Origin of the sequence: Gracilibacillus caseinilyticus, from assembly GCF_022919115.1 — a bacterium.
Lineage (GTDB): Bacteria > Bacillota > Bacilli > Bacillales > Amphibacillaceae > Gracilibacillus > Gracilibacillus caseinilyticus.
In genome coordinates this window covers 269504-291341 of the sequence record NZ_CP095072.1, presented here as the reverse complement: position 1 = coordinate 291341, position 21838 = coordinate 269504, and the positions used below count along the sequence as shown (strand labels likewise).

Sequence of the window (21838 nt, the reverse complement as noted above, 5' to 3'; positions counted from 1 at the left end):
CAAATGTCCGATAGCCCTCACAACCAGCCAAAACCCACAAATAACCGACCAAATCCGTGCCCAATGCTAAAAACACCTTTACTGCTCCACATCAAACACAACCGAAAGAATAGTCCCTTGCTGAACCTCTGATTGAACCAGAAGCTTATGATCTAAAGCGTCACAAATCTGTTTCGCCAAATATAATCCCATCCCGGTCGATTCCTGGACTTGTCTGCCGTTTTTCCCTGTAAAAAAAGGATCGAAAACGCGTGTGAGATCCTGCCTGGCAATCCCGATGCCATGATCCTGAATCGCTAACACAATCCCGTCATTCTCTATACTCGCCCGAAAAAGAACCGTGTCATTGGTATGCTGCGAATATTTAATTGCATTACTCGTGATCTGTTCGATGACAAAGCCGAGCCACTTCTGATCCGAATAGATAGTAAGTGACGTGTCCATATCAACCTTTGGATAGACACGATGACGGATAAAACTAGACTTGTACTCCTGTATGATGCTCCGTACCAGATCGGCTAACACGATTTTTTCAACATGAAAATCGCGTTCAAACTGTTGGAGCCGTGACTGGTATAAGGCAAGCTGGAGACCGTGCTTGATCCGGTCCAATTCTTCATCGAGATCCTGCTTCATGGCAGGTGGCAAATGGGGCTCTTCCTTGTCGATTGTTAACCGCATCACCGATAAAGGCGTCTTCATTTGATGAATCCATTGTTGCATAAAAAAGGTTTCCTGCTTTTTCTCATGATGGAGTCTTTCAAGCTCTTGCTTGTAATAATCATATTGTTTCTCGTAATGCTCTTTTAATTGAGTGGTCAGCTGATCTGGTGTATCCGGCAGCCAGGCGGTTTCCGAAGCATTGATGACTGCATAACGATAAATGTCGCGAAACTTAAAGTAGCGGTACACATGATAGACGATTTGAAAAAATGTCACAATCAACAGCATATAACCGTATGTGCTCGCCCCAATTTCTCCACCAGATAAAGAGCTGCCGAGTTCTGCGATCACCATGATAATTCCAATTTGACTATAAAAAAAGATAATAGCTCCGATTTGATCTTTTATATAGGCGATCATTGCAATGTCTCCCATACGTTTACTAATTTATAACCAGCGCTGCGGATCGTGATTAAGGCACCTTCAATACCGATATCCGCTAGCTTCTTCCGCACCCTCGTAATATTGACACTAAGTGTATTATCATCGACAAAGTCCTGATCATCCCAAAGGCGCTCTAACAAATATTCGCGCGACAGCACTTTTTCGATATTGGAAAGTAATGCTTGGGCCAGTAGAAATTCCTTTTTTGTTAATTGGACGTGTCGGGATTGAAAGGTAAGTACAAAGGAAGACGTATCAAGCTGGAGGTCGCTGATGTCCATAATTGGATTTTCTTTCTGGTTGCGGTATTCACCATACACACGGCGCATCAAACTTTTGATTTTGGCCAATACTACTTCGAGCTGGAAGGGCTTCGTAATGTAATCATCGGCGCCATTTTCGATTGCCATTACCTGATCCATGCCGCTGTCTCGAGCCGAGATGAAGATGATCGGACAGTTACTCAACGCACGAAGTTTCCTGCACCAGTAAAAACCATCAAACCGTGGCAGGTTAATATCTAATAAGACAAGCTGAGGATCATCATCTTTAAATTCCTGATCAATTCGATCAAAGTCTTGAACGGTTGTAACATCATAATCGTATTTATGTAAAAAGTCAGCGAGAATATCGCAAATCTTCGGATCATCCTCGACTATATAAATTCGCCGCATTCGTCATCACTCCTATTTTTCCATCGTATACTAAAAAAAGGGAAAAATAAATAGGAGGGGGAGTTCGATGATCGGTTTAGTGTCGGTTTTGCTGATCGTGTTTTTATTAATGGGCAGCTTATATGCGTTTATATTTGGAAAAGCCCATCAGCGCAGTTATTTTTCCTATGAAATGTTTTATACGTTGCTTGCCGTTTATTTTACCGTGTTGAGTTCGTTCGCGTGTTTATATTTTGTCCTATCATTTCAGGGGGTACTGTTACTCGATGATGGCAGGCTGCATCAATTACCACCAATTGAAACACTGGCACATTCGTTCTATTTTAGCGGGGTGACGTTAATGACAGTCGGTTACGGTGATATTACGCCGATCGGATGGGGAAGGTTATTAGCACTGGTTGAATCGCTCATCGGTTATATCTTACCTCCGGCATTTTTTCTGAAGATCTGGCAAGGAAATGATAAAAGAGATGTGTATTAGTTGAGTGTTACGCTTTTTTCAGATACGCTAGCAGTAAGAAATGATTGTGGAGGTGTTTACATGACAGTTGAAGTAGGACAAGTAGTAGAGAATTTTGCACTAACAAATAATAAAGGTGAAAAAGTAAACCTGTCTGATTACAAGGGCAAACATGTTGTACTTTATTTCTATCCAAAAGACGATACACCAGGATGTACGACAGAAGCTTGCGATTTTCGCGATAATTACGAAAGCTTCCAAGACTTAGACGCAGTCATTCTTGGTATTAGTCCGGATTCTGAAGAAAGTCACAAGAAATTCATTGATAAACATGAATTACCGTTTGAATTGTTAGTCGATGAGGACAAGGAAGTTGCCGAGCAATTTGGCGTATGGCAATTGAAGAAGAAATTCGGCAATGAATATATGGGAATTGTTCGTTCGACTTTCATCATTGATAAAGAAGGTGTCCTTCGAAAAGAATTCCGCAATGTACAGGTAAAAGGACATGTGGAAAAAGCGTTAAATTATATTCGTGAAGAATTATAAGGTAGAAAAGGAAGTGTAAGCATGTTCAGTGCTTACACTTTTTTACACGTTAGATAAGTATAAAATTTTAGCCAAGAAGCAGTTCAACGTAGTGAAAATTTAAAGTGTACCAAGTATAAGAAAAACTTTGGCACTCGCTATAAAGCGAGGCAAATGCAGAGTTTTTCTAACACTGTAAGAGGTGGAGAAATGATGCGGATTTATACGAGATCTGGTGACAAGGGACAAACCTCCCTGATTTACGGAAAGCGAGTGCCGAAAAATCATCTTCGTGTCGAAGCGTATGGCACGTGTGATGAAGTAAATGCTGTCATTGGCCAGGCGATTAGCATGATCGAGGCAATTAATTTTCTAAATAAGGATCAAATGCTGGATGAACTGGATCATGTCCAGACGATTTTATTCCATGTCGGTTCGGAATTAGCAACACCGGAAGATAAAGAGGTAGCATGGCAATTGCAGGAACGCCATATTACACAATTAGAAGAACAAATTGACGACTGGCAGGAAGCGTTGCCGGAATTACGTAACTTTATTTTGCCATCAGGACATCAGGCGGCAAGCTCGTTGCACCATGCACGAACGGTTGCAAGACGAGCAGAAAGGCTAGCGATTGGGCTGCAGAAGGAATTAACCGATTCATTAGCTATAACGTATCTGAATCGATTATCGGACTATCTTTTTGTCGTGGCACGCTCTGTAAATTATTTCATGGGTGATGAAGAAAAGCCGTTAAAAGCGGATATCTAGCATAATTTTGCTGTGAGCACGTATACTTATATTGACATAACATGTACTTAAGGAGTACACTAATTATAAGAATTATAAAGTGATAATTGTGTTAATACTGGTACTGTTTTAATTAGTGCTAATTTTTGGCACAAATAACTTTTACTAATATGTAGGAAAGTGAGGTGCATGGCGGTGTCTGAACATATGCTACAAGAAGCGGTAGAAAAACTGAAATCATCAGGCGTTCGTATTACACCACAGCGTCATGCGGTGTTGGAATTCTTACTGAATGCTGAGACTCACCCTACTGCTGATGATATTTATAAAGCGTTAGAAGGAAAGTTTCCGAATATGAGTGTGGCAACTGTATATAACAATTTACGTGTATTCCGTGAAATCGGGTTAGTGCGTGAATTGCCATATGGTGATTCTTCTAGTCGTTTTGACGTTAATACATCCAAGCATTATCACATCATTTGTGAAAGCTGCGGCAAGATTGTTGACTTTCACTACCCGAGTCTTGATGAAGTGGAATCATTAGCAGAACAAATCACAGGGTTTGATGTAAGCCATCACCGAATGGAAGTATACGGTGTTTGCCAGGAATGCAAAAAAGAAAAGAAACAAATCGTTTAATGTTCAAACACACGATGCAATGTTATTGCACGTGTGTTTTTTTGTTTTGTGTATAAAAAAACGTCGCTGCATAAGTTAGCGACGTTTCTTCTTATTATAACTCTCATCAAATTCCTTACCTTCGAGATTCTTGTCCATTGTTAATGGCTGTCTGCAATGCATGCAGGCATCGACACGTCCGAGCATTTTCGTTGGCTTCTCACAGCTTGGACAAATAATTTGGACAGCCCTGGTTGACAGAAGACCGATCCAGAAGTATACGACCGAACTGAAGACAACGGATAGCGTACCGAGAATCATGAAAACTAGCATCAGCCATTGTATGTCTTTAAACAAGAGTCCTACATACATGATAATGAAACCAATGAACACCAAGGACAATGCAAAGGTTCTAATTCTATTTATTTTATTTTTATAGGTAATTTCAGCCATAAGCCTTCCCCCAAATATGATATGTCGATTGTAGTATAGCATAATTAGCAGGAAAATGCTTGCAACCGATTAATGAATGTTTAATAATAGGTGTTTATTCTTTACAAAAAAGGGTAATAAAATATGAATTTATAAAAATTTCTCGAATTTGAAGGGATTCGCCATTTTTTATCGAAATATATTATGTATGAGTAAAGGGGGAGACTCAATGGAAGATATGTTACGCCCGATTTATCAGGAAAGGGCCAGTAACCGTAACACTCTGGGCATTCTGATCATGGAGAAAAAGAAAACGATTAGTCCGGAGACTGATAACTTTGATTCGATATTGTTAGTGGTGGTACAGGATTTAGAAGAACAATGGATTGTGAAACACTATGAGTTCAAGGAGCAATCTGCGGCACTTCATGTCATTGACAGGGATTTATTAGAAGAATGGATTGAGACTAGTTCCTACCGAAGAGCGGTGGAATGGATAATTGACGGGAAGGTCATTTTTGACCGGAACGAATATGTAGCTAATTTAAAAGAAACATTGCGTGTATTTCCTTACGAACAAAGAAAATTACGATTAGCTATTGAGTTTTCAAAGCTGACAAGAAGTTATAGTGAAGCACGTAATTTGTATGAATCAGGTAACTTTCTTGATGCATACAGCAGATTGTTACGTTCACTACATTATTTAGGGAGAATTGCAATTTTAGAGAAAGGTTATCATCCTGAAGTAATGGTGTGGCATCAAGTAAAACGAATTGATCCCGAAATATATAAGCTATATGAAGAATTAGTGAGAAGTACAGAGGAAACACAGAAGCGTGTGGAATTAATGATGATTGCCATAGACTTTGCCTTGAACAAACGCACGGAGCAATGTGCAGAGCATTTGCTCGAAGTCATGCAGAAGAAGGATGCACCGTGGGGATTTGGTGAGCTGAAGACACATCCCGATGTAGAACCGTATACGTATGATCTGGTAAGTGCGATTGAATATTTAGTTGGAAAGAATGTCATTGAAGTTGTTCTGGAAGAAACAAAGAGTAAAACCATTCGACATCGTAAATATCGAGTATCTCAAGAGTAAAAGCCTTTATGCTTTTGCTTTTTTTGTAGAGAGAGTTCCCTTCCGCATTACTACTATAGAAATAAAATATGAATCTCATAAAGTGATGCACACATCTAAATGGGCAGCATATACTGCTTTTGTTGGCGTTAGAAGTTGGTGAATTCAAGAAGATTAAAAGATCTTATAAAAAATCAGAAAAAGTTATTGACACTTTCAGAAATTACATGGTATATTATTAGACGTCGCTGAAAACGACAGAACAATTTTATCGCCAACAGCTTTGAAAATTACTTAAAAAAGTTGTTGACATCAACTTCAAGAGTTGATATGATATAAAAGTTGTCGAGAAAACAGCGAAACAATTTCATCTCAAACAGCTTCAAAAAAGTTGTTGACATTAATTTTGAGAGATGATATAATAATAAAGCTGTCTCAAAAAACAGCGAAATAATTTGATCTTTGAAAACTGAACAAAACAACCAGTATGAATTAATAAACAAGCTAGCTTATAGAAGCGAGCGCAAGTCAACTTTATTGAGAGTTTGATCTTGGCTCAGGACGAACGCTGGCGGCGTGCCTAATACATGCAAGTCGAGCGCGGGAAGCTAACTGAATCCTTCGGGAGGACGTTAGTGGAACGAGCGGCGGACGGGTGAGTAACACGTGGGCAACCTGCCTGTAAGATTGGGATAACCCCGGGAAACCGGGGCTAATACCGGATAATACATTGCTTCGCATGAAGGAATGTTGAAAGATGGCCTCTGGCTATCACTTACAGATGGGCCCGCGGCGCATTAGCTAGTTGGTGAGGTAACGGCTCACCAAGGCAACGATGCGTAGCCGACCTGAGAGGGTGATCGGCCACACTGGGACTGAGACACGGCCCAGACTCCTACGGGAGGCAGCAGTAGGGAATCTTCCGCAATGGACGAAAGTCTGACGGAGCAACGCCGCGTGAACGAAGAAGGTTTTCGGATCGTAAAGTTCTGTTGTTAGGGAAGAACAAGTGCCGTTCAAACAGGGCGGCACCTTGACGGTACCTATCGAGGAAGCCCCGGCTAACTACGTGCCAGCAGCCGCGGTAATACGTAGGGGGCAAGCGTTGTCCGGAATTATTGGGCGTAAAGCGCGCGTAGGCGGTTTCTTAAGTCTGATGTGAAATCTTGCGGCTCAACCGCAAGCGGTCATTGGAAACTGGGGAACTTGAGTGCAGAAGAGGAGAGTGGAATTCCACGTGTAGCGGTGAAATGCGTAGATATGTGGAGGAACACCAGTGGCGAAGGCGACTCTCTGGTCTGTAACTGACGCTGAGGTGCGAAAGCGTGGGGAGCGAACAGGATTAGATACCCTGGTAGTCCACGCCGTAAACGATGAGTGCTAGGTGTTAGGGGGTTTCCGCCCCTTAGTGCTGCAGTTAACGCATTAAGCACTCCGCCTGGGGAGTACGGCCGCAAGGCTGAAACTCAAAAGAATTGACGGGGGCCCGCACAAGCGGTGGAGCATGTGGTTTAATTCGAAGCAACGCGAAGAACCTTACCAGGTCTTGACATCTTCGGATGTCCCTAGAGATAGGGAGTTCCCTTCGGGGACCGAATGACAGGTGGTGCATGGTTGTCGTCAGCTCGTGTCGTGAGATGTTGGGTTAAGTCCCGCAACGAGCGCAACCCTTGATCTTAGTTGCCAGCATTAAGTTGGGCACTCTAAGGTGACTGCCGGTGACAAACCGGAGGAAGGTGGGGATGACGTCAAATCATCATGCCCCTTATGACCTGGGCTACACACGTGCTACAATGGATGGTACAGAGGGTAGCGAAACCGCGAGGTCAAGCAAATCCCATAAAACCATTCTCAGTTCGGATTGCAGGCTGCAACTCGCCTGCATGAAGCCGGAATCGCTAGTAATCGTGGATCAGCATGCCACGGTGAATACGTTCCCGGGCCTTGTACACACCGCCCGTCACACCACGAGAGTTGGCAACACCCGAAGTCGGTGGGGTAACCTTTGGAGCCAGCCGCCGAAGGTGGGGCCAATGATTGGGGTGAAGTCGTAACAAGGTAGCCGTATCGGAAGGTGCGGCTGGATCACCTCCTTTCTAAGGATTATAGGAACACCTTTTACAAGGTGACAAATCATACTTGGTTGTTTGGTTCAGTTTTGAGAGATCAATACTCTCTTGAACTTGTACCTTGAAAACTAGATAAGAGTAATCAGGACGTGGAAGCAACTGCTTGACAGCTGTGGAAACGAAACTGATGACAAGACATCAAACAATAACCAACTCGCTTTTCATTGGAATAAAGTAAGTATAGTTAAGTGAAGAAGGGCGCACGGTGGATGCCTTGGCACTAGGAGCCGATGAAGGACGGGACAAACACCGATATGTCTCGGGGAGCCGTACGTAGGCCTTGATCCGAGAATTTCCGAATGGGGAAACCCTCTGCTCGTCATGGAGTAGAACATTTATCTGAATCCATAGGATAAATGAGGCAGACCCGGGGAACTGAAACATCTCAGTACCCGGAGGAAGAGAAAGCAAACGCGATTTCCCGAGTAGCGGCGAGCGAAACGGAATTAGCCCAAACCAAAAAGCTTGCTTTTTGGGGTTGTAGGACACTCCTTTGGAGTTACAAAGAAATACATTAGACGAAGTGGTCTGGAAAGGCCCATTATAGAAGGTAACAATCCTGTAGTCGAAAATGTGTTTCCTCCGGAGTGGATCCTGAGTACGGCGGAACACGTGAAATTCCGTCGGAATCCGGGAGGACCATCTCCCAAGGCTAAATACTCCCTAGTGACCGATAGTGAACCAGTACCGTGAGGGAAAGGTGAAAAGCACCCCGGGAGGGGAGTGAAAGAGAACCTGAAACCGTGTGCCTACAAGTAGTCGGAGCCCTTTTATGGGTGACGGCGTACCTTTTGTAGAATGGACCGGCGAGTTACGATCCCCTGCAAGGTTAAGTGGAAGACACGGAGCCGCAGCGAAAGCGAGTCTGAACAGGGCGTTTTAGTAGGTGGTCGTAGACCCGAAACCGTGTGATCTACCCATGTCCAGGGTGAAGGTCAGGTAACACTGACTGGAGGCCCGAACCCACGCACGTTGAAAAGTGCGGGGATGAGGTGTGGGTAGGGGTGAAATGCCAATCGAACACGGAGATAGCTGGTTCTCTCCGAAATAGCTTTAGGGCTAGCCTCAAGGCATGTATGTTGGAGGTAGAGCACTGATTGGACTAGGGGCCCTTACCGGGTTACCGAATTCAGTCAAACTCCGAATGCCAATCATATTACCTTGGGAGTCAGACTATGGGTGATAAGGTTCATAGTCGAAAGGGAAACAGCCCAGACCGTCAGCTAAGGTCCCAAAGTATACGTTAAGTGGAAAAGGATGTGGCGTTGCATAGACAACCAGGATGTTGGCTTAGAAGCAGCCATCATTTAAAGAGTGCGTAATAGCTCACTGGTCGAGTGACGCTGCGCCGAAAATATACCGGGGCTAAACGTATCACCGAAGCTACGGATTGATCTACGATCAATGGTAGGAGAGCGTTCTAAGTGCAGCGAAGTCAGACCGTGAGGACTGGTGGAGCGCTTAGAAGTGAGAATGCCGGTATGAGTAGCGAAAAAGAAGTGAGAATCTTCTTCACCGAATGCCTAAGGTTTCCTGAGGAAGGCTCGTCCGCTCAGGGTTAGTCGGGGCCTAAGCCGAGGCCGAAAGGCGTAGGCGATGGACAACAGGTTGATATTCCTGTACCACCCAATTCCGTTTGAGTGATGGGGGGACGCAGAAGGATAAGGAATGCGCACCACTGGATGTGTGCGTTGAAACAGTAAGTGAGTCAGATAGGCAAATCCGTCTGGCAATCACAAGCTGTGATCAGGAGGGAAATATAGTACCGAAGTTCCGGATTTCACGCTGCCAAGAAAAGCCTCTAGCAAGGAAAAGGGTGCCCGTACCGCAAACCGACACAGGTAGGCGAGGAGAGAATCCTAAGGTGATCGGGAGAACTCTCGTTAAGGAACTCGGCAAAATGACCCCGTAACTTCGGGAGAAGGGGTGCTTCTTTTGCGAGAAGCCGCAGTGAAAAGGCCCAAGCGACTGTTTAGCAAAAACACAGGTCTCTGCGAAGCCGTAAGGCGAAGTATAGGGGCTGACACCTGCCCGGTGCTGGAAGGTTAAGGGGATGCGTTAGCATTAGCGAAGCGTTGAACCGAAGCCCCAGTAAACGGCGGCCGTAACTATAACGGTCCTAAGGTAGCGAAATTCCTTGTCGGGTAAGTTCCGACCCGCACGAAAGGTGCAACGACTTGGGCACTGTCTCAACGAGAGACCCGGTGAAATTATACTATGCGTGAAGATGCGCATTACCCGCGACAGGACGGAAAGACCCCGTGGAGCTTTACTGTAGCCTGATATTGAATGTTGGTACAGCTTGTACAGGATAGGTGGGAGCCTGAGATACGTGAGCGCTAGCTTACGTGGAGGCGCCGGTGGGATACCACCCTGGCTGTATTGACCTTCTAACCCAGAACCGTGATCCGGTTCGGAGACAGTGTCAGGTGGGCAGTTTGACTGGGGCGGTCGCCTCCTAAAATGTAACGGAGGCGCCCAAAGGTTCCCTCAGAATGGTTGGAAATCATTCGCAGAGTGCAAAGGCAGAAGGGAGCTTGACTGCGAGACCTACAAGTCGAGCAGGGACGAAAGTCGGGCTTAGTGATCCGGCGGTACCGAATGGAAGGGCCGTCGCTCAACGGATAAAAGCTACCCCGGGGATAACAGGCTTATCTCCCCCAAGAGTCCACATCGACGGGGAGGTTTGGCACCTCGATGTCGGCTCATCGCATCCTGGGGCTGTAGTCGGTCCCAAGGGTTGGGCTGTTCGCCCATTAAAGCGGTACGCGAGCTGGGTTCAGAACGTCGTGAGACAGTTCGGTCCCTATCCGTCGTGGGCGTTGGAAGTTTGAGAGGAGCTGTCCTTAGTACGAGAGGACCGGGATGGACACACCGCTGGTGCACCAGTTGTTCTGCCAAGAGCATCGCTGGGTAGCTACGTGTGGAAGGGATAAGTGCTGAAAGCATCTAAGCATGAAGCCCCCCTTAAGATGAGACTTCCCATCACGTAAGTGAGTAAGATCCCTCAGAGACGATGAGGTTGATAGGTTCGAGGTGGAAGCATGGTGACATGTGAAGCTGACGAATACTAATAGATCGAGGACTTATCTATACCAACGGTTTTGTTGATGTCAAAAATTCTTATCTAGTTTTGAAAGTATTTTTAAATTTATACTTGATTTTTTCAAAATACATAGTATAATATTCTTTGTCACTGAAAACAGTACAGGCTTGGTGGCGATAGCGAAGAGGTCACACCTGTTCCCATGCCGAACACAGCAGTTAAGCTCTTCAGCGCCCATGGTAGTTGGGGCTCGCGCCCCTGCAAGAGTAGGACGTTGCCAAGCAATTTCATTCCATTCCACAGTAGCTCAGTGGTAGAGCAATCGGCTGTTAACCGATCGGTCGTAGGTTCGAATCCTACCTGTGGAGCCAATGGAGAGCTGTCCGAGTGGTCGAAGGAGCACGATTGGAAATCGTGTGTGCGGTCAACGCCGTACCGAGGGTTCGAATCCCTCGCTCTCCGCCACTTTAAATATAGGCCCGTTGGTCAAGTGGTTAAGACACCGCCCTTTCACGGCGGTAACACGGGTTCGAATCCCGTACGGGTCACCATAAATGCCACTTAACTTTTAGGAAAGTATAAATCCTTTCAAATGGAGGATTAGCTCAGCTGGGAGAGCACTTGCCTTACAAGCAAGGGGTCGCAGGTTCGAGCCCTGCATCCTCCACCATTTTTAAATTAACATTATTTATATTATCGCGGGGTGGAGCAGTCTGGTAGCTCGTCGGGCTCATAACCCGAAGGTCGCAAGTTCAAATCTTGCCCCCGCAACCAATTTTTCTTACTACGATGAAATAATTTCTTCGAAAGAAAATGTTCGTAGTGCCCATTGGGTGCAACCTAATGGTCCGGTAGTTCAGTTGGTTAGAATGCCTGCCTGTCACGCAGGAGGTCGCGGGTTCGAGTCCCGTCCGGACCGCCACTTATAAAACAACATATCATGTTTTCATTCATTAATATGGCTCGGTAGCTCAGTCGGTAGAGCAACGGACTGAAAATCCGTGTGTCGGCGGTTCGATTCCGTCCCGAGCCACCACTTTAAAAAAATTCACGTTTATGTTTATATTTTTATGGAGGGATAGCGAAGTTGGCCAAACGCGGCGGACTGTAAATCCGCTCCCATCGGGTTCGTAGGTTCGAGTCCTACTCCCTCCACCATTTTAATTTAATAATTATATTATTTATTGTAGGGGTATAGTTTAACGGTAGAACAGAGGTCTCCAAAACCTCCAGTGTGGGTTCGATTCCTACTACCCCTGTTTTTCTTGTGATGGCGATCATGGCGAAGTGGTTAACGCACCGGATTGTGGTTCCGGCACGCGTGGGTTCGATCCCCACTGGTCGCCCCATTATATATTTTATTGGGCTATAGCCAAGCGGTAAGGCAACGGTTTTTGGTACCGTCATGCGCTGGTTCGAATCCAGCTAGCCCAGCCATTTTAAGCGGAAGTAGTTCAGTGGTAGAACACCACCTTGCCAAGGTGGGGGTCGCGGGTTCGAATCCCGTCTTCCGCTCCATTTGTATTTAACATATTCAAGTATTATTTTCATATACTATATAATATCGAGGCGGCATAGCCAAGTGGTAAGGCAGAGGTCTGCAAAACCTTTATCACCGGTTCAAATCCGGTTGCCGCCTCCATCATAATTATGCCGGTGTGGCGGAATTGGCAGACGCGCACGACTCAAAATCGTGTTCCTCACGGAGTGCCGGTTCGACCCCGGCCACCGGTACTAAATACACAACTAAAACGTTGTAACATCAAGGCTTCGCACTAATAAGTGCGGAGCTTTTTTGTATTCTCATAACACTACAAAATAGGCTCTATTATATATGTTGGGGTTTGAAAAAATTAAGCATAATAAAACACGCAAGCTCCTATATCCTTTACACTTGAATGGACTAGAAACAAACCAAAGGGATAGGAGATGCGTGTACATGCAGTTTAACATGAATTTACCAGGATTAGAAAGTGTTATTGTTACTAAGATGGAGGAGTTGGAGGGGGACTTTTACTTACATATAAAGTTGCCTGTTAAGAAACACCGTTGTCCTGCTTGTGGGGAAAGAACAAGCCACGTCCATGACTATAGAATACAAAAGGTACAACACTTAAAGCTCTTTGAACGAACATCTTATCTGTTTTATAGGAAGCGAAGATACGTTTGTACTTGTGGAAAGAGGTTTCCTGAGAAAAACCAAGTTGTAGGGCGATATCAAAGACATTCAAAGGAATGGAATCAAGCCCTAGGGCTTCGTGTTATTCAGGGAAAAAACTTTAAAGATACTGCTGGTCAGTTCAGAACTTCTCAAACAACAGCTATTCGTCGATTTGATCAACTAGCAGCTACTAGTTTAAAAGAAGTGGACACGTTACCACCAGTAATAGCTATCGATGAATATAAAGGGGATACAACAGAAGGTAAATACCAAGTAATCATCGCAAATGGAGAAACGGGTGTCCCGCTTGATATATTACCGAATCGCTCTGTACGTACGATTAAAAAGTACTTAGCTAAAAAAGGATCTCAAGTAAAGATGGTTGTCATGGATATGAGCTAAAGCTTTAAGTCAGCAGTTCAAAAGGCTTTGCGGAACCCCATCATCATTGCAGATCGCTTCCACTTTTGTCGGTATATTTATTGGGCTTTAGAACGAGTGAGAAGACGTGTTCAAAAAGAATTCCATGATTACGACCGCAAAAAGTGCAAGCGTATGAAACACATTTTTTATAAACGATATGAAGAACTGAGTAGTAAGCAACACTGGTATTTAGACAGATATTTAGGCTTGTCGGAGGATTTACGACAGGCCTATGGTTTAAAGGAAGCATTCCGCTCCTGGTTTGAAGGAGCGAAAAAGGTTGGAACAAAAGATTTAGGTGAAGTAAAACAAGGACTGTATAACTATTACAAACAGGTAGAAAAAGCAGGACTAGATGAGTTCATCAAAGCCGCTGGTACACTCAAGAACTGGCAAGCAGAAGTTTTAAATAGTTTTGCCTTTGACTACAACACTGGATTTGTGGAGGGCCTAAATAACCAAACAAAGGTTATTAAACGTAATGCATTTGGCTTTAAACGATACGATCGATTAAGGTTACGTGTATTACTGCATCATCAATTTAAAAACCTAGATTTTCAAGTTGGTTAAGGGATAGGAGCAAAGATTCCTACCCCAACATTTGACGCAGAACCATTTTCTCAAATGGAACTACTTCTATTAGTCATAATTTAGTGATTCCTTCTTTCATATGATAGTATTGACCAGGTAATTTATTGCTTAGATAAAATTTCTTGGTAAACTTATCTCCGTAATCCAGTGTAAATCTTTAGTTTCCCCTGTTGATGGGTTAACAAATACCAACATTAATTCTACATATTTTTAACCTATAAAACTTAGCTGAATCAATTGATGTTGCATATTTAGTATATCTATTTGCATCAGTTTCGCCATTAAGAGCTGTTGAGCTATTTACTGAAAGTATATTATTTTGTCTTCTTGTATTTCATCCGTATTTTTACTTTTCCACTGTACCAACATATAGATACCTGTAATGTCATTTAGCCTTATTGGGTCCCCATCTGGATTGATAAGCTGAATGGTTTTATCTAGTTGGTACCGGTCGCTTAGTCCGAGTAAGCCCGAGGGATATTTTCTATTAAAGATGTAATGGCGGATATTCGGAAAAGTCTTGAGGGAGCCCAAGTCCTAGACGATATGATGGCTTTTGTAAAGTCTAAACGTGGAGACGTGGCAAAAATGTGAAACAGTCTGAATCCATGACTAGAATAATGAATGCTATGACTGTTGAAGCACTAATTAAACAAGCAGGAGGCTCTATACCTAACTCAATGGTTATGGAAGTAATAAATCTTTAAATCAAATTAAGTAAATGTAATACATTTCCATTTACTCTTCAATATTTGATTTTAAGTTAGAAAGTGTAAGCCAAATTATTGGTAATTTAATTAGATAACGAATTCATCCCAGTAAATAATAACATGCTTTCTATAACAACCATTCATTTTTATGTTAAATTTAAATAAAATCGTTTGAAAATAGTAATTAATTTATTGTTCATTGTGCCAAATGCAAAATTGAAATCCACTATTATTATGAAGGGCAATTAATCTTGATTATAACATTTATATGTACTTTAACATTTTTTTAACAAGTTTGTGATATACTTTTTCTCAAAATACGAGGAGGTACAAGATGAGTAGTATATTAGTTGTAGAAGATGATGAAAAATTAAACAAAGTAATGTGGAAATATTTAAGTGACCAAGGGTACACTGTAGTAAGTTGTTTAGATGCTGATACAGCGATGGAAACACTCACAGAACAAAAGATTGATATTATTGTGTCTGATATCATGATGAAGGGGATAGATGGATTTGAATTTGCTGACTCTGTTAGAAGACTAAATAAAACCATTCCAATTCTTTTTGTGTCAGCATTAGATGACACAAAAAGAAAAGGTTATCGAATGGGAATTGATGATTATATGGTCAAACCAATAGAATTGGAAGAGTTACTTATGCGTGTAGAAGCACTGATTCGACGAGCAAATATTGCAAATGAAAAAGAACTTAGAGTCGGTGATTTAGTTCTAAATGCTGAGGAGGTAACTGCTTTTTTGAATGAAGAGCCAGTTAAAGTAACCTTAAGGGAATTTCAAATATTATATAAACTTTTGTCTTATCCAAAAAAGACATTTACTAGGTTACAATTAATGGATGAATTTTGGGGATATGAAACCGAATCTGAACCTCGTGCTGTGGATGTGTATATTACGAAATTACGAAATAAATTTAGTGAATCGACTGCTTTTGAAATCGTTACTGTGCATGGTTTGGGGTATAAGGCGGTTTTGAAAGAAAGATAGGTATTACTAAACCAGGATGTGGTGGGAGTTATGAAAAAGCAAAATAATAAAAAGAGAAGCTATACTTTGTCTTCTTTTTATAATTTTTTATTTTATTTTCTATTAACATTGACTGCTTGCTCTATCAGTATTTTACTTTATACGAGAGTCGATGATGTTTCAGGACTATTAATAGAAGTATATATTATTGGAAACTTAATATTAATTAGTCTTGCAATAAGTTTAATTGATAGCATACGAAGAAAATACACGATTGAAAAACCGGTTCGAAAAATTCTGGAGTCAGTAGAAAGGATTTCAAAAGGAGATTTCACCATTAAAATTCCTTCTCGACATATGGGGAAAATGGATGAGTTTGATGAAATTGGTAATGAAATTAATAAAATGACAGATGAATTAGCCAAGCTGGAAACGTTGAAAACGGATTTCATTTCTAATGTTTCTCATGAGATAAAAACGCCGCTTGCCATTATTCAAAATTATGCAAACATGCAGAAAAGTGAAACGCTGAGTGAGGAACAGAGAATCGAATATGCTCGAACGATAGAAGATGCGAGCAAACGATTAACAGGATTGGTCACCAATATACTTAAATTAAATAAGCTAGAAAATCAGCAAATTTATCCGGATAAAGAAGAATATAATATTAGTGAGCAGTTAAGATTCAGCTTACTTTCCTTTGAAGAGGCATGGAGTGAGAAAAATATCGAGGTACACGTTGATATTGACGATGCCTATTTATCGTGTGATGAGAACCTCTTAGAAATTGTATGGAGCAATCTTATATCTAATGCTGTTAAATTCACTCCTCCGGATGGCTTAATAAAAGTTACATTAAATAATCATCCAGATGCAATTGAAGTACAGGTGCAAGACAACGGATGTGGTATAGATGAGGGGACTGGTAAACATATTTTTGACAAATTTTATCAAGGTGATACTTCTCATGCCAAAGAAGGTAATGGCTTAGGTCTTGCAATGGTAAAAAGAGTGATAGATATAATTGAGGGGGATCTATCAGTGGAAAGTGAGCTAGGTAAAGGGACTACTTTTACTGTGCGCATTAAGAAAACACTAAGAGGTGAGTATATATGACAGATCAGAAAGATAACAAAGGTTATAGTTTTACTTATCATTCTGTATCAAAGCAAAAGATACGCTCAGAGGTCGAACAGATTCGTTTACAGTACATGGATGAGAATGTAAATATAGATAAAATGGAACAATTAAGAGCACTGGATAAAAAGGTCAAAGTACCAGCATTAATAATATTTTATTTTTTAGTCGTACTAGGGATTTTTATAATTGGTAGTGGTTTAAGCTTGTGGCTAGTAAAAGATTATTTATTTTTTGGACTTATTAATATCGCATTTGGTTTTATTGTATTGTTTCTTGCTTACCCGATCAATCAGAAGATCTTGAAAAGAAGAAAGCAAAAGTATTCTTCGAGAATAATTAAATTATGCGATGATGTTTTAGAATCTTGACCTAAGTATTGGTTATATAAGTAACTCTTTTTAAAGGAAAGAAATTAGGATATTGCTTTGTTCTTATAGTTCAGATTTTAATTAATACTGTTTCAATGGGCTCAAATTATGAAACAGTAAAATAAGAATAGTTTTCGTTGAATGAAGAATAAATGATAATCGATATTGTTATGTACTGCAATTAAAAGCAGGAAACGTCAGTAATGCGAAAAAGCATGAGTCTAGGTTTTATACAGGCTCATGTTTTTATTTATGTCATAAAGTATGCAATTTTTAGACTGGTATGATGGGAACAACTACATTCATTACTAAAAATAGTCGTCTTCGCAACTCCCCCTACAATAATTCCACACTATTTAGGCAATCCATCATCATTTATCTAATTCAATAGATTTATTATGTTTATTCAATCTGACCCTACTTATAATATTTTTGAATAATAATGCTGTAGAATATTTGATTTTTTTACAAATTAATATTTTGCAAACATTTCTCTTACATCATCTAAACATCTTCATTGAATAATGATTACAGAAGTTAAATACACACCTCAAGGCAATGAGTGTTATGGGGCCATCTACAGGAAAGGAGTTTTTATATGAAAGAATTACTTAAGATGGGGAGTAGCTTATTAGTCATCTTCCTTGTCGTCTGCGTAGCATTAAACATTATTACCAAAAGAAAATCAGTTTGAAAAGGAGCATAATGAAATGGCAAAATTATTATTTAAATTAGGAAAGTGGGCAGGTTCAAATAGTAAGAAAGTATTAGCTTTGTTTATGCTTTCCATTGTTGTTTTAGGTGGAATAGCAATTAATATGGGGATGTCCTTTAATGGAGGAACATCTATGCCAGGAACAGAATCGAAAGAAGCAATGGAAATTTTAAGCAAAGAATTTTCGAGTGGAGAAAGTCTTGGTGAAGTACATATCGTATTCAAGGCTGGTGAGAATGAAAGTTTGGACTCTGAAAAGAACAGTTCAGCTATCAAGGAATTACTTGATGTGATAAAGCAAGATGACACTGTTAAATCTGTTGAAACCCCTGCTGAACTTGGTAACATAAACCCTGAAAAACAGATTGGTTATGCTATCGTCACTTACGATACAGTTGCCGATAATGTTACGGAAGAATCAAAAAAATTAGTGGAAGATAACTTGGATATAACCCGTAATTCAGGTATGGAGACAGGATTAGCTGGAAGTGTGGAATTCGAAAAAACACAAGCAGGTGGCGGACCAGGTGAAATTGCAGGTGTTATTATCGCTTATGTTATTCTGGCGATCACTTTTGCATCATTCTTGATTGCAGGTATGCCAATTCTTACAGCTCTTATTGGGTTAGGAATAGGTATATTATTAATTTTAATAGGAACGAATTACTTTGATATATCATCTGTTTCGCTTACCTTGGCAGGGATGCTTGGACTAGCAGTAGGTATTGATTATGCGTTATTTATCTTTTCTAGATTTAAACAACAATTGAAAAAAGGATATTCTGTTAAAGATTCAGTTGCGATCGCAAACGGAACGGCAGGTAATGCTGTTGTTTTTGCGGGCATTACAGTAATTATTGCATTAATAGGGCTTTCTGTCGTAAAGATTCCGTTTATAACCACGATGGGTCTAGCTACAGCTGTAGTCGTTCTTCTCTCCATTATTGTAGCTATTATAGTCGTACCAGCTATATTGGGATTAGTAGGCCATAGAATTCACCCAGAGAAAAGCAATTCGTTTTTAAGAAAAATTACTCGTGCTAATACGAAAACAAATTCAAACAAATGGGGTAAATTTGTCACTAGACATCCATTCTTGGTTGCGATAGTGGGTATTACAACTTTAGTAACATTAGCTATTCCATTCTTTCACTTAAATCTTGGACTTCCTAATAATGGGGACAAACCATATGAATTTGCAGAGAGAGAAGGCTATGATCTATTAGCAGAAGGCTATGGAGAAGGCTTTCATTCAACTTTAGTTGTGATTGCGGATCCTCTTAATATTAATGATACTACAGAAGATAACATAGAACAATTGTCGAAAAAAATAAGTGAGTTAGATGACGTCAAGACTGTAACTCCTGCAATGCCAAATCAGGCAAGTGATAAATTTATCATGAATGTAACACCTGAGAACGGTCCTACTGACCCAGAAACAAAAGAAATAGTGAAAGAAATAAGAGAGCTATCTGATGAGCATAGTATCAAAGTTATGGTTACTGGTTCCACAGCTGTTAACATTGATGTCACCGCACAAATAATGGACGCTCTCCCTAATTTCGCTATGTTTATTGTTGTGTTTGCGTTTGTACTCATGATGGTAGTCTTTAGGTCTATACTTGTTCCATTAAAAGCTGTCTTGGGTTTTGTGCTTTCCATTGCAGCAACATTAGGCTTTACAGTGTTGGTTGTACAAGACGGTAATTTGATTGACATATTTGGTTTTCCAGGAACTAGTGCTGTATTGTTTCTATTACCTGTATTATGTATTGGTATACTATTTGGCTTAGCTATGGATTATGAAGTTTTTCTTGTAAGTAGAATGAGAGAAGAGTATATTTATACAAAAAATGCAAAACAAGCTGTTCTAACGGGGATGAAAGAAAATGGAGCAGTTATAACCGCAGCTGGCTTAATTATGATAGCTGTATTCTCTGGTTTTATCTTTTCCCATGACCCTACTATAAAACAAATGGGACTAGGATTAGCATTCGGTGTCTTGTTTGATGCTTTTGTGGTAAGAATGGCGATTGTACCAGCTGTTATGACGATGATGGGAAGTGCAGCATGGTATATTCCAAAATGGTTAGATAGAATACTACCCAACTTTGATATTGAAGGAGAAACAATTATGAAAGAGTTCTCCCAAAATGAATACAAGGAAAGAAATGTAAGTTAGTAGATAATGGGAGGAAGAAAATGGTTGTTAAATTCATTTTCTTCCTTTTTTAAGAGAAAGCATGTATAGATTAATCCGTATAGAAATTAGACACGTTATGAATCACCCACTAAATCGGTAGTTCCGTATATGATGAAATTTAATCTTTTGTAAACATTTTTCTAACATCATCATAACAACTTATACTCATAATGAATGTAACAGAGCTGATTAAAGAGAATAGTGTTTTAGTTTTAGTAATGAACATGTATTCTGCTGGACAGAAATACAAAGATTTTATGGTCATGAACAGATACATGGAAGGAGCAATTAAGAAAAGAGGGATATTGAATTGAATTGGACAATAGTAGTTTTGTTTTACTTGCTGATTGGATTAATTTTTTTCGTTTGGGTAATAAGGGATGATCGTTCAAAGTATACTTGGTTTTTAATGACTTTAATCGCTCCGGTAATAATGTTGAGTTACCCTTATTTACTACTAAAGCGTGTTATTAGATGATTCATAAACATCTAATATCTAATAAAAGAATTGTGACTGATATAATACAGATTACAAAATAACAAATAGGAGAGCGAATTAATATGACAAATGAGGAGTATATAGAGGAATTGTATATAGAATATAGTAAACATGTATCGAATTATATAAATAGCATATTAAATAATTATCATCAAGCCGAGGATTTAATGCAAGAAACTTTCATAAGGGCACTAGTAAAAATAAACACATTAAAAAAAGAGGCTAATGTGAAGCCATGGTTATTTAGAATTGCGCATAATATTGCTATTGATCATGTTCGAAGGCAAAAGGTACTTAATAACTGTCTGAATGAGTTAAGGAGTAATTCAGTCCGACAATGGCATCCAGACGTTTTAGCAGAGAATAATATGGACTTTATTAATTCACTAGAGAAATTAAAAAAATCTTATAAACAAGTAATCATTTTTAGAAAATTACTAGGTTATACAACAGATGAAACGGGAGAGCAATTAAATTGGTCAACAAGTAAAGTAAAGACCACTTTGAGTAGAGCTACATATTATTTTAAAAAGCAGCTTATAGAAGATGAACAGGTAATCATTCTTTGAATACCCCTTTATCTATTACAACACTGCGAGATTGTCACTTTAATAGCTGTTCATCCTATTAATTCGATTAGGTCCATAGGAAGATATACAAAAGAAAAGGAATTAAACATTCTGTTGATGTCTATTAATGAGTAAATGAAAGCAGGTTTAATCCCAGTTGCCGAGCTTATTGGTAAAAGATAAAATAAGAATTTATACCGCATTAATGGGAAGAACCCCCCTATCTCAAAACTTCTACCACCATAAAAAGAATAGCTGGAAAAGGTGAGACTCAAGATTGAGATCACATAATTTTCAAGCTTATTTTCTGTTTGCCAATATATATTCCTGAAAATAATACTAAGATACTAGTTGAGTGAATTTCATAATTATTAATCCACCTGCTATCCCGTTATTAAAAGGGATAAATAAACACACTTTATTTGTGCGCTGACAGAACATGGATACTGGTAATGATTATGAACCCTATTTACAAGCAAATCCATCAATCGGTATACGGCATTAGCTCTCGGTTCTAATGTCTGGAAAAGCTTTTCAAGCGTCGGACTGCAGTGAAGTTTATAATCCCCCCAAATCAGCTGCAGATCATCTAAAGGTATTGTCATATCAACAACAAGCTACTTGCAGAAAATTTTTTAAATAAATATTT

The 21838-nt window shown here is 40.3% G+C and carries 13 protein-coding genes, 14 tRNA genes, 3 rRNA genes and 1 pseudogene; 28 read left to right on the top strand and 3 right to left on the bottom strand.

Annotated elements, in window-relative coordinates:
* Positions 1-78 precede the first annotated feature (78 nt).
* Complete coding sequence (locus MUN88_RS01350; protein WP_244719928.1) at positions 79-1083, bottom strand: sensor histidine kinase; 1005 nt, start codon at positions 1081-1083, stop codon at positions 79-81.
* On the bottom strand, positions 1080-1781 hold the full coding sequence (locus tag MUN88_RS01345) for a response regulator transcription factor (protein WP_244719926.1): 702 nt from the start codon (positions 1779-1781) through the stop codon (positions 1080-1082). The genes MUN88_RS01350 and MUN88_RS01345 overlap by 4 nt, the downstream gene beginning before the upstream one ends.
* 67 nt (positions 1782-1848) lie before the next feature.
* Between MUN88_RS01345 and MUN88_RS01340 the strand changes: the two genes are divergently transcribed.
* The 4 genes from MUN88_RS01340 (at position 1849) to perR (ending at position 4158) form a co-directional block, all read left to right on the top strand.
* Positions 1849-2262, top strand: coding sequence for a potassium channel family protein (locus MUN88_RS01340; RefSeq protein ID WP_244719924.1), 414 nt, complete (start codon positions 1849-1851; stop codon positions 2260-2262).
* Between the two features lie 60 nt (positions 2263-2322).
* A complete protein-coding gene (gene bcp, locus MUN88_RS01335) occupies positions 2323-2790 on the top strand; it encodes a thioredoxin-dependent thiol peroxidase (RefSeq protein WP_244719922.1) in 468 nt (155 codons plus the stop codon).
* Between the two features lie 192 nt (positions 2791-2982).
* Positions 2983-3540, top strand: a complete 558-nt coding sequence (locus MUN88_RS01330) for a cob(I)yrinic acid a,c-diamide adenosyltransferase (RefSeq protein WP_244724266.1) — start codon at positions 2983-2985, stop codon at positions 3538-3540.
* A gap of 168 nt (positions 3541-3708) precedes the next feature.
* On the top strand, positions 3709-4158 hold the full coding sequence (perR, locus tag MUN88_RS01325; protein ID WP_244719920.1) for a peroxide-responsive transcriptional repressor PerR: 450 nt from the start codon (positions 3709-3711) through the stop codon (positions 4156-4158).
* Positions 4159-4233: 75 nt separating this feature from the next.
* Here the strand turns inward: perR and MUN88_RS01320 are convergent, their stop codons facing one another.
* Positions 4234-4590: a YgzB family protein gene (locus MUN88_RS01320; protein WP_244719918.1), complete on the bottom strand. Its 357-nt coding sequence runs from the start codon at positions 4588-4590 to the stop codon at positions 4234-4236.
* A 208-nt stretch (positions 4591-4798) separates the two neighbouring features.
* Between MUN88_RS01320 and MUN88_RS01315 the strand changes: the two genes are divergently transcribed.
* The 24 genes and pseudogenes from MUN88_RS01315 (at position 4799) to MUN88_RS01200 (ending at position 21189) form a co-directional block, all read left to right on the top strand.
* Positions 4799-5671 carry a nucleotidyltransferase-like protein gene (locus MUN88_RS01315; protein ID WP_244719916.1) on the top strand — a complete coding sequence of 291 codons (873 nt, stop codon included), beginning with the start codon at positions 4799-4801 and terminating at the stop codon, positions 5669-5671.
* 512 nt (positions 5672-6183) lie between these two features.
* Positions 6184-7746 (top strand): 16S ribosomal RNA (locus MUN88_RS01310).
* Between the two features lie 215 nt (positions 7747-7961).
* Positions 7962-10873: ribosomal RNA gene (locus MUN88_RS01305) — 23S ribosomal RNA — on the top strand.
* A gap of 118 nt (positions 10874-10991) precedes the next feature.
* Positions 10992-11108 (top strand): 5S ribosomal RNA (gene rrf, locus MUN88_RS01300).
* Together the 16S, 23S and 5S rRNA genes with 14 tRNA genes alongside form the textbook arrangement of a ribosomal RNA operon.
* Before the next feature lie 13 nt (positions 11109-11121).
* Positions 11122-11196 (top strand) — tRNA-Asn (locus MUN88_RS01295).
* A gap of 2 nt (positions 11197-11198) precedes the next feature.
* Positions 11199-11290: transfer RNA gene (locus MUN88_RS01290), tRNA-Ser, on the top strand.
* 11 nt (positions 11291-11301) lie between these two features.
* Positions 11302-11376, top strand: a tRNA-Glu gene (locus tag MUN88_RS01285).
* 43 nt (positions 11377-11419) lie between these two features.
* A tRNA-Val gene (locus MUN88_RS01280) sits at positions 11420-11495 on the top strand.
* Between the two features lie 27 nt (positions 11496-11522).
* Positions 11523-11599 (top strand) — tRNA-Met (locus tag MUN88_RS01275).
* Positions 11600-11670: 71 nt separating this feature from the next.
* Positions 11671-11747 (top strand) — tRNA-Asp (locus MUN88_RS01270).
* Positions 11748-11785: 38 nt separating this feature from the next.
* Positions 11786-11861 (top strand) — tRNA-Phe (locus MUN88_RS01265).
* Positions 11862-11897: 36 nt separating this feature from the next.
* Positions 11898-11983: transfer RNA gene (locus tag MUN88_RS01260), tRNA-Tyr, on the top strand.
* A 30-nt stretch (positions 11984-12013) separates the two neighbouring features.
* A tRNA-Trp gene (locus tag MUN88_RS01255) sits at positions 12014-12084 on the top strand.
* A gap of 14 nt (positions 12085-12098) precedes the next feature.
* Positions 12099-12174: transfer RNA gene (locus tag MUN88_RS01250), tRNA-His, on the top strand.
* Positions 12175-12187: 13 nt separating this feature from the next.
* Positions 12188-12262 (top strand) — tRNA-Gln (locus MUN88_RS01245).
* 6 nt (positions 12263-12268) lie between these two features.
* Positions 12269-12343 (top strand) — tRNA-Gly (locus MUN88_RS01240).
* Positions 12344-12393: 50 nt separating this feature from the next.
* Positions 12394-12467 (top strand) — tRNA-Cys (locus MUN88_RS01235).
* Positions 12468-12477: 10 nt separating this feature from the next.
* A tRNA-Leu gene (locus tag MUN88_RS01230) sits at positions 12478-12559 on the top strand.
* Positions 12560-12758: 199 nt separating this feature from the next.
* A pseudogene (locus MUN88_RS01225) lies at positions 12759-13979 on the top strand (ISL3 family transposase).
* 1065 nt (positions 13980-15044) lie between these two features.
* Entirely contained in the window at positions 15045-15716 is a 672-nt protein-coding gene (locus MUN88_RS01220) for a response regulator transcription factor (protein WP_244719913.1), read from the top strand.
* 30 nt (positions 15717-15746) lie between these two features.
* Positions 15747-16811, top strand: a complete 1065-nt coding sequence (locus MUN88_RS01215) for a HAMP domain-containing sensor histidine kinase (protein ID WP_244719911.1) — start codon at positions 15747-15749, stop codon at positions 16809-16811.
* Positions 16808-17203: a hypothetical protein gene (locus MUN88_RS01210; protein WP_244719908.1), complete on the top strand. Its 396-nt coding sequence runs from the start codon at positions 16808-16810 to the stop codon at positions 17201-17203. Before MUN88_RS01215 ends, MUN88_RS01210 begins: the two co-directional genes overlap by 4 nt.
* 710 nt (positions 17204-17913) lie before the next feature.
* Positions 17914-20100, top strand: coding sequence for an MMPL family transporter (locus tag MUN88_RS01205; RefSeq protein ID WP_244719905.1), 2187 nt, complete (start codon positions 17914-17916; stop codon positions 20098-20100).
* A gap of 582 nt (positions 20101-20682) precedes the next feature.
* Positions 20683-21189, top strand: a complete 507-nt coding sequence (locus tag MUN88_RS01200) for an RNA polymerase sigma factor (protein WP_244719902.1) — start codon at positions 20683-20685, stop codon at positions 21187-21189.
* The last annotated feature ends 649 nt before the right edge of the window (positions 21190-21838 follow it).

Bases quoted from the DNA above. Each gene is read 5' to 3' on its own strand.
- MUN88_RS01350 (WP_244719928.1), bottom strand. From the start codon at position 1,083: ATGATCGCCTATATAAAAGATCAAATCGGAGCTATTATCTTTTTTTAT.
- MUN88_RS01345 (WP_244719926.1), bottom strand. From the start codon at position 1,781: ATGCGGCGAATTTATATAGTCGAGGATGATCCGAAGATTTGCGATATT.
- MUN88_RS01340 (WP_244719924.1), top strand. From the start codon at position 1,849: ATGATCGGTTTAGTGTCGGTTTTGCTGATCGTGTTTTTATTAATGGGC.
- bcp (WP_244719922.1), top strand. From the start codon at position 2,323: ATGACAGTTGAAGTAGGACAAGTAGTAGAGAATTTTGCACTAACAAAT.
- MUN88_RS01330 (WP_244724266.1), top strand. From the start codon at position 2,983: ATGCGGATTTATACGAGATCTGGTGACAAGGGACAAACCTCCCTGATT.
- perR (WP_244719920.1), top strand. From the start codon at position 3,709: ATGGCGGTGTCTGAACATATGCTACAAGAAGCGGTAGAAAAACTGAAA.
- MUN88_RS01320 (WP_244719918.1), bottom strand. From the start codon at position 4,590: ATGGCTGAAATTACCTATAAAAATAAAATAAATAGAATTAGAACCTTT.
- MUN88_RS01315 (WP_244719916.1), top strand. From the start codon at position 4,799: ATGGAAGATATGTTACGCCCGATTTATCAGGAAAGGGCCAGTAACCGT.
- MUN88_RS01220 (WP_244719913.1), top strand. From the start codon at position 15,045: ATGAGTAGTATATTAGTTGTAGAAGATGATGAAAAATTAAACAAAGTA.
- MUN88_RS01215 (WP_244719911.1), top strand. From the start codon at position 15,747: ATGAAAAAGCAAAATAATAAAAAGAGAAGCTATACTTTGTCTTCTTTT.
- MUN88_RS01210 (WP_244719908.1), top strand. From the start codon at position 16,808: ATGACAGATCAGAAAGATAACAAAGGTTATAGTTTTACTTATCATTCT.
- MUN88_RS01205 (WP_244719905.1), top strand. From the start codon at position 17,914: ATGGCAAAATTATTATTTAAATTAGGAAAGTGGGCAGGTTCAAATAGT.
- MUN88_RS01200 (WP_244719902.1), top strand. From the start codon at position 20,683: ATGACAAATGAGGAGTATATAGAGGAATTGTATATAGAATATAGTAAA.